This window comes from Streptomyces gilvus, from assembly GCF_022513565.1.
GTDB lineage: Bacteria > Actinomycetota > Actinomycetes > Streptomycetales > Streptomycetaceae > Streptomyces > Streptomyces gilvus.
This window is the reverse complement of record NZ_JAKWBE010000026.1, coordinates 1-12,269: the sequence shown is the minus strand read 5'-3', so window position 1 is coordinate 12,269 and position 12,269 is coordinate 1. Positions and strand designations below refer to the sequence as shown.

Here is a 12,269-nt window from a genome sequence, read left to right as displayed (position 1 = left end):
CGGAATGGCGCCGGACGTGCCTAGGCTGGACCACATGACCTCTGCACCCGCCCCTGCCACCCGGATACCCGAAGCCGTGCACCGGCGGCGCTGGGCGATCCTCGGCGTTCTGATGCTGAGCCTGCTGATAGTGGTGCTCGACAACTCCATCCTGAACGTCGCCATCAAGACGATCTCCACCCCGGCCCCCACGGGCCTCGGCGCCACGCAGAGCGAGCTGGAGTGGGCGATCAACGCCTACACGCTCGTCTTCGCCGGCCTGCTGTTCACCTCCGGCCTCATCGGCGACCGGGTGGGCCGCAAGAAGGTGCTGCTCGGCGGTCTCGTCGTGTTCGGCACCGGCTCCGCGCTCGCCGCCGAGTCCGGCTCACCGGCCCAGCTGATCGCCTTCCGCGCGCTGATGGCGCTCGGCGCGGCCTTCGTGATGCCGGCCACCCTCGCCGTCCTGATGAACGTCTTCGAGCGCGAGGAGCAGCCCAAGGCCATCGGCATCTGGGCCGGCGGCGTCGGCCTCGCCATCGCCATCGGCCCGATCACCGGCGGTCTGCTCCTGGACCACTTCTGGTGGGGCTCGGTCTTCCTCATCAACGTCCCGATCGTGATCCTCGCGCTCGTGCTGATGGTCTGGCTGGTGCCCGACTCCCGCGACCCGAGGCCCGGCCGCATCGACCCGATCGGCGTCGTGCTGTCCGTCGTCGGCCTGGTCCTGCTGGTGTACGGCATCATCAAGGGCGGCCAGCTCGCCGACTTCACCGACCCCCAGGTGCTGTCCACCATCGCCGCCGGTCTGCTCGTGCTCGCCGGATTCGTGGTCTTCGAGAAGCGCAGCGACCACCCCTCGCTCGACGTCACCTACTTCAAGAACAAGGTGTTCTCGGCCGCCATGGCCGCCATCGCGCTGGTCTTCTTCGCGCTGATGGGCGTGACGTTCTTCGCCGTCTTCTACACCCAGAGCGTGCGCGGCTACTCGCCGCTGCAGTCCGGTGTGCTGATGCTGCCGCTGGCCGCCGCGCAACTGATCTTCGCGCCGCGCGCCCGGCTGCTCGTCGACCGGTTCGGCAACAAGGTCACCACCGGCGGCGGTCTGCTGCTGCTCGCGGGCATGCTCGCCGCGTTCGCGGGCTTCGAGGCGGACACCCCCATCTGGGTGCTGGAGGTCGTCTTCTTCCTCATGGGCACCGGCATGGCGCATGTGATGACCCCGACCAGCGTGGTCATCATGCAGGCCCTGCCGCGCGAGAAGGCAGGCTCCGCCTCCGCGCTGAGCAACACCTTCCGCCAGGTCGGCGGCGCGCTCGGCATCGCCGTCCTCGGCTCGGTGCTGTCCACCGCCTACCGCAACGGCATCGAGGGCAAGCTCGGCCTCCTGCCGCCCGGTCTGCGGGACACCGCCGCCGAGTCCATCGAGGCCACCCTCGGCGTCGCCACGAAGCTCGGTCCCCGCGGCAAGGCGCTGGTCACCCCGGCCAACGACGCCTTCCTGCACGCCATGCACGTCACCGCCCTGTGCGGCACCGTCGTCGCGCTGCTCGGCGCGGTGGTGGCGTTCTGGTTCCTGCCGGGCAAGCCCCCGGCGCGTCAGAAGGGCGAGGAGCACCAGGAGTTGGTGACCGCGACGGAATAGCGTCTTCCGTCGCACTGGGGGGCAGCAGGGAGAATCGCTCCAGCACGACGAAGGGACGACACACGTGAGCCTCGCCGACAGCCCAGCCGCCCCCGGGGCGGTCCCCGTCCGGGGACGCCCCCGCAGCGAGGCGGTCGAACGCGCCGTCATCGAAGGGGTCATGAAGCTCCTGGAGGACGGCGTCCCGCTCGCCGAGCTCTCCATCGAGCGCATCGCGCGGACCGCCGGGGTCGGCAAGGCCACCATCTACCGCCGCTGGAGCGGCAAGGAGGAGCTGTTCGTCGACGTCGTCCGCAGCGCCGAGCCCCCCGGCCCCGAGCTGCCGGGCACCTCCATGCGCGACGACCTGGTGGCCCTGCTGGAGCAGTTGCGCCAGCGCGGTCTGATGACCCGGGCGTCGGTCCTCCTGCACAACGTGTACGCCCAGATGAAGAGCAGCCCGAAGATATGGGCCGCGTACGACGCGACGGTCGTCGCGCCGCGGCGCGAGCTGCAGATCTCGATCCTGCGCCGCGGCCAGGCGGAGGGCGAGCTGCGCACCGACCTGGACGTCGAGCTGCTGAACGACATGTTCGTCGGCCCGATGCTCTTCCGGACCCTGATGCGCCCCGACGCCGAGCTCCCTGACGGCCTGTCGGAGGAGATCGTCGACACCCTGCTCGAAGGGCTACGGCCCGTCAGTTCACCGGCCGCGTAGCCCGAATGTGCGCGTTCCGTCACAGAACACGCTTACCGCCCGCCGATGCGGAACCCCTCGGACCGGCTTCCACGTCCCACTGCCCGTACGGCCGTCCTGGGGCGGCGGAACGGAGCCGATCATCCCCTAGGGTCTTAGGGACCCCCCTTCGCGGGTGACGGATGGTGTGCACGGCAGGCAGTGAGGCGACACGGTATGGCGCAGCAGGCGTACATGACGGAGACGGACAACGGAGGCTCGGGACCCGAGCGCCGTAGAGACCGGGTCCGGCGCCTGATGGCACGTCTGTTCTCCGGCTGGCGCGGCGACCCCAGAATCTGGCGGCGCGGCATCGTGATCGCCGCGCTCGCGGTGACCCTCGCCCTCGTCATGCTGCTGCACGCCCGGATCCCCAACCGGGTGGGCAACCTGGGCAGTCTCACCGAGACCTTCCTGCCCTGGCTGGGCCTGCTGATCCCGGTGCTGCTCCTGCTGGCCCTGGTACGCAAGTCGGCCACCGCGCTGATCGCGCTGCTGGTGCCGGTGGCCGTCTGGCTGAACCTCTTCGGCGGACTGCTCAGCGACAAGACCGGCAGCGGCGGCGACCTCACCGTCGCCACGCACAACGTCAACGCCGACAACGCCGACCCGTCCGGCACCGCCCGTGACGTGGCCGCCTCCGGCGCGGACGTGGTGGCCCTGGAGGAGCTGACCGCGACGGCCGTCCCGGTCTACGAGCGGGCGCTGGAGGCGACGTACAAGTACCACTCGGTCCAGGGCACCGTCGGGCTGTGGAGCAAGTACCCGATGAGCGACGTGCGGGCCGTCGACATCAAGCTCGGCTGGACCCGCGCCATGCGCGCCACGGTGACCACGCCCGAGGGCCCGGTCGCCTTCTACGTCGCCCATCTGCCCTCGGTCCGGGTCAAACTGGAGGCCGGGTTCACCGCCCGTCAGCGGGACAAGAGCGCCGACGCGCTGGGCGAGGCCATCGCCGACGAGAAGCTGCCGCGCAAGATCCTGCTCGGTGACCTCAACGGCACCATGAACGACCGCTCCCTCAACGGCGTCACCTCCCAGATGCGCTCCACACAGGGCGCGGCGGGCAACGGCTTCGGGTTCAGCTGGCCGGCCTCGTTCCCGATGGCGCGGATCGACCAGATCATGGTCCAGGGCATCGAACCGGTCAGCTCCTGGACGCTGCCCGCGACCGGCAGCGACCACCTTCCGGTGGCCGCCCGTGTGAACCTCGACACCAGCTCGTAACCCGCTGGAATACCGGGCCTGAGAGGCTTTGTTCCGCGAGTGAACATACACTTGCGGAACACGTCCCCCTGCACAATCCGAAAGGAACAGGCCCCTTCATGCCCCTGGCCCTGCTCGCACTGGCCGTCGGCGCTTTCGGCATAGGCACCACCGAGTTCGTGATGATGGGCCTGCTGCCCGACGTCGCGGACGACCTGCACATCTCGATCCCCACCGCCGGGCACCTCGTCTCGGCGTACGCGCTGGGCGTCGTGATCGGCGCCCCGCTCCTCGCCGCGCTCACCGCCCGGATGTCGCGCCGCACGGTCCTGATCGGCCTGATGGCGCTGTTCGTCGCGGGCAACGCGCTGTCCGCGTTCGCCCCCGGCTACGACTCCCTGCTGGCCGCCCGCTTCCTCAGCGGCCTGCCGCACGGCGCCTTCTTCGGCGTCGGCGCCGTCGTCGCGACGACCATGGTCGCGCCGGAGCGCAAGGCCCGCTCGGTCTCGCTGATGTTCCTCGGCCTGACGGTCGCCAACATCGCGGGCGTGCCCGTCGCCACGCTCATGGGCCAGCACCTGGGCTGGCGGGCCACCTTCCTCGGCGTCAGCGCGATCGGGCTGGCCGCGATCGCCTCGCTGGCCGCCCTGATCCCGCACGACCACACCCACGCACCGGCCGCCGGGCTGCGCCGCGAACTGTCGGCCCTGCGCTCGCTCCCCGTCTGGCTCGCCCTCGGCACCACCGTCGCCGGCTTCGGCGCGCTGTTCGCCGCCTACAGCTACATCACCCCGATGCTCACCGGCGCCGCCGGATACGCCGAGTCCAGCGTCACGCTGCTGCTGGCCCTGTTCGGCGTCGGTGCGACGGCCGGCAACCTGCTGGGCGGCCGCCTCGCGGACCACTCCCTGCGCGGCACCCTCTTCGGCGGCCTGGTCTCCCTGGCGAGCGTCCTCGCCCTCTTCCCGCTCCTGATGAACGCCCGCTGGACCGCCGCACTCGCGGTCGTCCTCCTCGGCGCGGCGGCCTTCATCACGGGCTCCCCGCTCCAACTGATGGTCATGGAGAAGGCGTCGGCGGCCCCGTCGCTGGCGTCCTCGGCCAACCAGGCGGCCTTCAACCTGGCGAACGCCGGCGGAGCCTGGATCGGTGGCGTCGCCCTGGCCGCGGGCTTCGGAGCGACGTCCCCGGCCCTGGCGGGCGCGGCGCTGGCGGTGCTGGGGCTGGGCGTCGCGGGGGTCGCGTACGCGGTGGACCGGCGCCGCGTTCCGCCCACCCGGACGGGACGACTGGTCGCCGTACGTCTGCCGGAGGCTTCGGAGGTATTGCACCGGTGAGGGCGGCGGAGGGCCGTGGCGCGTCGCCGCTGGTCTCCTGCCGGTCTTTGTCGGGTGCTTGCCCGTCCACGCCAATAGGTTGCTCGGCGGGTGGCTCATGCGAGAGGAAGCTCCGCCGCGCTGTCCCGGCGAGGCTCGACCTAAGGATTGACGGCGGGGCGCGCTGCGGGCTGAACAGTCCCCTCGTGTCGCGTGGAGCGTGCCTCTACACCGTATCCACGGTCTCTGCCCGGACCAGCGTCGCCGTAGATCGAGTTGAGAGGCTCTCGGGCGGCTACTACGTCTACCCCGGTGCCGGTGACCGCGCTCTGCGACGGTATCGAGCGTTTCTGCAAACACCGGGACGGCGGCCGCTCTATCCGCAGGAGTCGGAGTGTTCGTGCCGAGGTTGTTCCTTCGATGACGTGCGGCACGCCCGCGACATGCCTGATGAGGTCATGCGGCAGTTGCCTTCCCGGGCCCGCGCTGAGTTGGAACAGCGAGTCCGCGTGCTGGACGCCAGGTACCTGGCGCGCACGCTGCCGGATCCGTTCGTGGCTCATCGGCAGTGGCGTTGTGACCTCTGGTGGCGTCGCCGCCTGGTCGGCGGCCGGGAAGGTGGGTGATCAGCCCAGCCCGGCATCGATGTGGTGGTCAGTGATCAACGCGCAGCTGGTGTGAACGCGGCGTCGCAGCCGTCCTGGACAGGCCCGTTCACTGTGCTGAGCCCGCCCTGCTCCGCTGTTCGGCATCTCGAAGTCCGTGGCCGACCGCGACGAGCGGCGTCGATCAGACCCCGGTCTGGCCTCATCAGATGCGAGACCAGACCTGTCGGACCGTTTGGCCCAAGACGTCACCGATCCTGTCCAGCTCATCGCCGCTCAGCATGCCCCTGTTGGGACTCCACACCGTGATCCCGAATCGTGAGAAACCAGAAGGAACGTCATATACAAGGTCATTCAGTGTGGTGTCGGTATCGCAACAGGGAGTCGTCACGGAAAGGCTTGAGACGCTGTTGCCCTGGTATGCCTCTTCCATCCTGGCCATCCACCACCCCTGGAAGTCCAGCTGAGTTCCACATCGAGGACACGACAGGGACTCCAGGCCGGCACCATTGATGAACTGCGGAAGGTCGCTCTGTTCCACTTCGATGGGTCCCAGCGGATCAGGACACAGCTTCTCCACAAGCGTGACTGCACGGCTGATTGCCGCTTGATCGGGCTGCCAGCACGGGTCTGACGGAATGATGTGGAGGACGGCTTCGCTCAACGGGAATCTCGCTTCGCTCAGAGGTTCTGGAAGACACTACCGGCATGCGGGGGAGCCCCCTCCCCTTGGGGGCTCCCCGGCTCACGCTGCTACGGCGTGTACACGAGAGTGATCCCAGTTATTCCATTTTCCGCGAAGAGGTCCTTCATCGCGGTATATGCCTCAGGCTCTGCTATCTCCCACCGGATGGGTGTGTTTGTTCCCGCAGCCTTCACGGCGTTGAGCTGGCGGTTGGCCTGTTCCACAAGCGTGCGCCTACCGTTGAACCAGGGAACGAACTTTCCGTCCTTGACGAACTTCGCGTACTCGTAGCCCTTGGCATCCAGAAGCACGCCGTCCTTGTATCCGTCGAACTTGACGACTCCCTTGGCGTTCGGGGTGTCGTGGATGACGTAGCCGAACCCTTGAGGGACGCCCGTGATCCGCTCCTCGTACAGTACTGAGGCATTTGTTGGATCCTTCACCTCGTCCTTGACCCACGTCCAGATTCCTGGTCCGCCCTTCACCACCCAGCAGCGCTCGGGAGCGCTGGAGCGTATGGCGTGAGGCGCCCTGACGGCCTCGCATGCCTTGCTGAGGGTCTTGAGCGCCTTGTTGGCGATGCCAGCGATGGCGTCGTCGGAGAGGCTGAGGGCGCGTAGCTTCTTCCAGGCGTCTTCGAATCCTTCGCCGCTCTTGGTCGCGAGGGTGAATTCTTTGACTGCTTTGGCCATGTCGCTGAGTGCGTTTTCCACTGGGACGTAGGTCGCGTACGCCCAGGCGCAGCCGCTGGCGCTGCCGTGGAGGCAGTCCATCATGTCTTCGGCGAAGAAGGAGAACAGGATCGCTCCGGGCACATCGCCGAACAGGCTCTGCCATCCGGCGCGGACGATGTCCTTGCCGGAGAAGTGGTGTTGCCAGTTGTCGATCTTGACGTTCTTCAGCGTTGACCGCTGAAGGAACTGCCAAGCCGACTTCGGGCATCCGTCGGCCGTGGCCTGGGCCTGGTCGTCGGTGCACAGGTAGAAGTCGGCCTCGTAGGTGACGACTAGGTCGTACGTTGCGTTGCAGCCCAGGAAGGCCGCATCCGGCATGCCCGGGCAGGTGCCGATCTGCTTGGAGCTGACGATCTGGACGGTCGACTCGTCCGGGACGGCGAACACACCGGGAATGCCCGTACCGGACCCTTGGGATGCCGCCTTGTTGGCCTCCTCCCGTTCCGTTCGGTCGGCCGCGTCCTGGGCCTCCTTCGCGTACTTGTCGGCGTCCTTGGCGGCCTGTTCGGCCTCGGTGGCGGCCGCGTCGGCGCGGTCGGCGGCGGAGCGGGCGTCCTTGGCGTCCTGTTCGGCCTGGGTGGCGGCGGAGCGGGCGGCTGCGGCGTCGAGTTCGGCGGTGTCGGCCGAGTCGCGGGCGTCCTTCGCGTAGCCCTCGGCGTTGCCGGCGGCCTTGTCGGCGGCTGCTGCGTCGGCGGCAGCCTGGTTGTCGTAGTCGACGGTGCGCGCCAGGGACGCGGCCGCTGCTGAGGCGGCCTTCGCGGCGTCGGCCGCGTAGCCTAGGGCCTCCTTGGAGTAGGTGCGGGCGTTGGCCGCGTACTGGGCGGCGTTGGCTGCGTGCTGGTAGGCCTCCTTGGCGTCGCCCTTGGCCTGGTCGGCGAGATTCTTGGCTGCCTGGGCTTCGGCTGCGGCGTTCTTGGCGTGCGCGTCGGCGACGGCCTGCTGCTGGTCGGCGATCGCCTTCGACGCCTGGCCGGTCAACACCACCAGGCCGGCCACCGAATCGGTGTCGACATACGGCGAGCCGAGCTGGACGGCGTCATTGGCCGGTGCGGCGACCTGCTCCGCCGCCTGGCCGGCGTCCACGGCCGCCTGCGCGGTGACGTGGGCGTAGCCCGCCGCCTTCGCCGAGGCGGCGAGGGCCTTGCCGGCTTCTGTGTTGGCCGCGTCCGCCTGGGTTCTGGCGTCCTTGGCGTGCTGTTCGGCCTCGTTGGCGAGTTGGACCGCGGTCTTCGCCTCGGCGGCCGCGTCCTGGGAGGCCTTGATGGCGTCGGCGGCCGCGCTGGTCGCGGTCTTCACCGCCGCGTCGGCCTTCAGCTTGTCCGCCTGTGCGGCGTCGGCGTCGGAGCGGGAGCGTTTGGCGGCTGCCTCGGCGCGGGTGGCCGCTGCGTCGGCGTCGGCGGCAGCCTGGGTGGCGGCGTCGGCCTCGGAGCGGGCCTTCGTCGCGGCGGCTTCGGCGTCGTCGGCGTGTTTGTCCGCCTCGTTGGCGGCGGTGCGGGCGGCGTCGGCCGCGTCACCGGCGTCGAGGGAGTCGGCGTAGGCGTCCTTGGCGTCGGCCTTGGCTCGGGCGGCGGCGGCCTTCTGCTCGGCGTCCCAGGCGTCGTCGCGTTTGGCCTTGGCGTTGTCCCGGGCCGTGACCGCGTCGTCCCGCTTGCCCTCGGCGGTCTTCTCGGCGGCCTCGGCCTTGTCCTTGGCGTCGTGGGCCGCTGTTGCCTGGGTCTGGGCGTTCTTCTTGTGTTCTGCTGCCTCGGCCTGTTTGGCCGCGGCGGTTTCCTTCTCCGCCTTGGCTGTCTTCTCCTCGGCCTCGGCGGCGAGCCGCTTGGCGTGGGCGTCGGCTGCGGCAGCCTTGGCGTCGCCCTCGGCTGACAGGGCGGCGGTGAGCTTGGCCTCCGCGGTCTCCTTGTCCTGCTTGGCGTTGTCCCGGTGGATCTTCGCGGCGTCGGCGGCTGCCTTGGCCTGCGACTCGGCCGTCTCGGCGGCCTTCTTCCGGAACTCCGCCTGCACCTGCGCCGCCTGCGCCAGCGCGCGCTGCGTGATTGTCGCGCTGTCCCCAGCGGAGGCACGGGTGGCGGCCTCAGCCGTCTCGGCGGCCTTCGCCATAGCCGTCAGCGCGGCGACCGACCCCTTGGTCACCTGGTCCTTCTGCAGGCCGACCAACAGACCACGGCCGCGGGGTGCGCCATTGGTGTCGGCGATGCCGTAGGCGGTCTGCATGGCTGTGTCGGAGGTGTTGGCGGCCGTCTGCGCGGCGGCGAGCTGCGCCTTGACGGCGGCGAGTTGCTTCTTCGCCTCCGTCTGCGCGTTCGTCACGTTCGCCTTGGCCCTGTCCACGTCGGCCTTCGCCGGCGCGGCGCCGGTGTGGCCCTTGGGGACGATGCGGAGCTGCTGTGCTTTGGTGCCGTTGCACGCGTTGAGCAGGGCGTCCTTGCCGTTGTCGAACGTGGCCAGGTCCAGGCACTTGTCCGTGGCGATGTTGCGCAGCTCGCCCGCGGCACGGACGCTGAACGCCCACTGCTGCGCCTTGCCGCTGCCGCAGTCCCGGATCTGGATCTTCGTGCCGTTGGCGTTGGCGCCGTTCAGCACCTCCAGGCATTTCTGCGCGTTGACGTTGAGAAGGGTGTAGTGGCCGTCGTAGACGCCCCAGAGCTGCCACTTCTGGGCTGCGCTGCTGCTGTTGCAGGCATTGATCTGGACCGGGCTGCCGTTGGTCTTGGCGGCCCCCTGGACCTCCAGGCACTTCCCGGCGGCGCCCGGCACCTGGATCTCCAGAGGGGCGTTACCTATCCAGTTGAGGCCGCCCTCGGTGTAGTGGTCCAGCCAACGGGTGGAGTAGTCCGCGATCCACGACTGGCCCAGGACCTTGCCCAGGGCGAAGGTGCCGTCCTGCAACGCCTTCGTGGCGGTGACGTTGGCGGCGAGGATCTGCCGGCGCTGCGTGGCCTGGGAAGCGATCTCCTGCTGCCACTCGGCGGACGCCTGCGCGACCTCCTTGCCGAGAACCCGGTCCGGGTCGATCGGGTCGTGCCAGGCGCAGGTGGCGAAGCGGGACTTCAGGTCCTCGACCGCGATACGGAACTCCGGGCTGTCCGGAGCAGGCGCCGTGCGCGGGAAACCACCGGAGGACAGGAAGATACGGGCGTCATCGGCGAAGACCCGGGGAACGAACAGCTGATTGGGGTCGATCTTGCCGGAGTTCTTCTTCCACAACGCCCACGCCTGCTGCTCCTCCGGAGTCCCCCCGGTGGTGTACAGCGAGTCGCCGATCGTGACGGCGGCAGCCTTCGTGCTGTCGTCAGCGGTAGGCGATGTCTCGTAAAACGGGGAGAACAGGTCGACCGACCTGAAGTACGACTGGTACAGCCACGGAAGCAGCCCGACCTGGTCGAAGATCTTGTTCGCTCCCTGCGGCGCGCCGGGGTAGGAGTCCAAACCGCTGACCGTGCTGGCCCAGGCCTGCCCCTGGTCTCCGACCTTCTTGACCCACTGGTCGCTGCTGGTGTCGTCCGCGGAGAAGGCCTGGTGCAGGGGGGTGTTGGTGTTGTAGAGGTCCCGGTCGAGCTTCTGGTGGAGCTGATCGGGCGGCAGCCCGATCGCACCCTGTGCGAGGGCGAACAGATTCGGTCCGCCCTTGCGGAGGACGTCAGCGGCAAGACACTGGTCCCCACGCAGTTGTTCAGCCGCCTTGGTGTCGTAACCGTCGTAGGAATCACCCACGAGGCTTGCGCGGTCCAGGTCCTTGTGACCTGTTAGGCCGGGCCGGACAGCAAGGCCCACGACGACCGCCACTGCGGTCAGTAGAACGACTAATCGGGCAACGAGCCCTGTCTTTCCACCGGTCGGTGTGAATGATCTTCGGGATCGAGAAGGCAACGGGGCATCACTTTCTTCTTCAGAAGGCGTATGCGCCGGATGGTCGGCCGATGCTCCGCAGAGCAGTGGATTTCAGGGGCTCACGGGATGTCAGAGGCGCAGGTCCCTGGATGGGCTTACGCGCATGCTTGGCCACGGTGACAGCATGGCGATGGCACCTTCCCCCATGAGCGACGGCGTCCCCCCGGTCGCTGACTGATGTGCGCCCACGGAGTGGTCAGGCTCCGCAGATGCGCGGCATCACCATAGGCACACACGGAAGTGTTCGTACAGGTGTTCCTGTGAGTTTTCTGTATGCCGGGACGGTTGACCGGTTACGGTCCCAGCGTGGCCAGTTCGCACCAGAGTGTCTTGTGGTCCGCTCCCTGGTCGACGCCCCAACGCCGGGCGAGTACGTCGACCAGCGCCAGGCCGCGGCCGGACTCGGCTGTTTCGGAGGCGGACAGGAGGGTGGGCAGTGCGCGTGGGTCCGGATCGGTGACCTCGATACGGGTGTGACCGAAGCTCGTGCCGGTCACGCGGATGGTTACGGGTGTGCCCTCGCCGACGTGGTCGATCACGTTCGTCAGCAACTCCGTGACGCACAGGCGGACTTCGAAGTCGAGTGCGCGCAGGTGGTGGCGCACTTCGGGTACGGCCTTCGGGGTCGCGAGCAGCCTGAGTTCGAACGTCATCCTTCGGTCGCCGTTTTCTGGAGGGCGGCGGCGAGTGCCTGGGCCGTGGCCGTGTTGCAGTTCCCCAGCGTGACGAGGCCGGCGGGCGGTGTCTGTGCGCTCGCGAAGCTCGGCACGTCCACGCGCAGGGAGGGCAGCGTGATGCCGTGCAGGGCAAGGGCGGTGCGGAGGTTCTCGACGCAGAGGGTGACGTCGTAGGCCGTGGGGGAGTGGTCGGGCATGGGAGGGGCAACCTTCTGTGCGGTGTGTGACGAATGCCTCACAGACTGTCGCCAAGCTCGCTACCGTGGAAGACGTTTCGCGTCCGCGACGCGAACAGCGAAAACGGCCCGGTGAGTTACGGCGGTGAGCGCGTGGTCCGACGCAAGGACATTGACGGCTCGATGAGCGTCCCGACCTTCTACGGCAAGGAGTTGAGGTGGAAGAGGGAAGCCGCGGGGATGTCGTTGGAGACGTTCCTCGAAGGCAGCTTCTATGGCAAGACGTACCTCAGCGACATCGAGCACGGGGAACGGCGGATGCCGCTCGACCTGGCTCGGCACGCGGACCGGGTGCTGCGGACCGACGGGTTCTTCGAGCGGCATTGCGAGGATGTGCGGAAGGCGCGGAGGGGACCGCATGCCGCGTACTTCGAGAAGGCCTTGGAGGCGGAGAAGTACGCGGAATCCATTGAGCTGTGGTCCCCCATCATCTTCCCCGGACTGCTCCAGACCGCTCCATACGCACGGACGCTGGTCCGGGCGGCCCACCCGGCGGCCACCGACGAGTGGGTCGAAGAGAAGGTGACCGCAAGGCTCGCCCGCGCCCGCCTCTTCGAGGAGGACCACTCCACCCCGGAGTACC

At 68.7% G+C, this 12,269-nt stretch carries 7 protein-coding genes and 1 pseudogene; 5 read left to right on the top strand and 3 right to left on the bottom strand.

All coding sequences use genetic code 11. The annotated features are described in order from the left end of the window. Positions 1–34 precede the first annotated feature (34 nt). From MKW14_RS30785 to MKW14_RS30770, 4 genes and pseudogenes are all read left to right on the top strand, one after another. Positions 35–1,624, top strand: coding sequence for an MFS transporter (locus MKW14_RS30785; protein WP_240868087.1), 1,590 nt, complete (start codon positions 35–37; stop codon positions 1,622–1,624). 64 nt (positions 1,625–1,688) lie between these two features. Continuing rightward, complete coding sequence (locus tag MKW14_RS30780; RefSeq protein WP_240868085.1) at positions 1,689–2,321, top strand: TetR/AcrR family transcriptional regulator; 633 nt, start codon at positions 1,689–1,691, stop codon at positions 2,319–2,321. Positions 2,322–2,617: 296 nt separating this feature from the next. Continuing rightward, positions 2,618–3,566, top strand: a pseudogene (locus tag MKW14_RS30775) (endonuclease/exonuclease/phosphatase family protein). Between the two features lie 98 nt (positions 3,567–3,664). Further along, positions 3,665–4,882, top strand: a complete 1,218-nt coding sequence (locus MKW14_RS30770; protein WP_240868080.1) for an MFS transporter — start codon at positions 3,665–3,667, stop codon at positions 4,880–4,882. A 1,337-nt stretch (positions 4,883–6,219) separates the two neighbouring features. Here MKW14_RS30770 and MKW14_RS30765 read toward each other — a convergent pair. The 3 genes from MKW14_RS30765 to MKW14_RS30755 form a co-directional block, all read right to left on the bottom strand. Continuing rightward, positions 6,220–10,677, bottom strand: coding sequence for an RICIN domain-containing protein (locus MKW14_RS30765; protein ID WP_276622310.1), 4,458 nt, complete (start codon positions 10,675–10,677; stop codon positions 6,220–6,222). A gap of 389 nt (positions 10,678–11,066) precedes the next feature. Further along, on the bottom strand, positions 11,067–11,426 hold the full coding sequence (locus MKW14_RS30760; RefSeq protein ID WP_240868074.1) for an ATP-binding protein: 360 nt from the start codon (positions 11,424–11,426) through the stop codon (positions 11,067–11,069). Further along, on the bottom strand, positions 11,423–11,647 hold the full coding sequence (locus MKW14_RS30755; protein WP_240868072.1) for a hypothetical protein: 225 nt from the start codon (positions 11,645–11,647) through the stop codon (positions 11,423–11,425). The genes MKW14_RS30760 and MKW14_RS30755 overlap by 4 nt, the downstream gene beginning before the upstream one ends. 162 nt (positions 11,648–11,809) lie before the next feature. Between MKW14_RS30755 and MKW14_RS30750 the strand changes: the two genes are divergently transcribed. Next, positions 11,810–12,269 (top strand): Scr1 family TA system antitoxin-like transcriptional regulator (locus tag MKW14_RS30750; protein ID WP_240868070.1); only part of this gene is annotated, 460 nt, incomplete at its 3' end.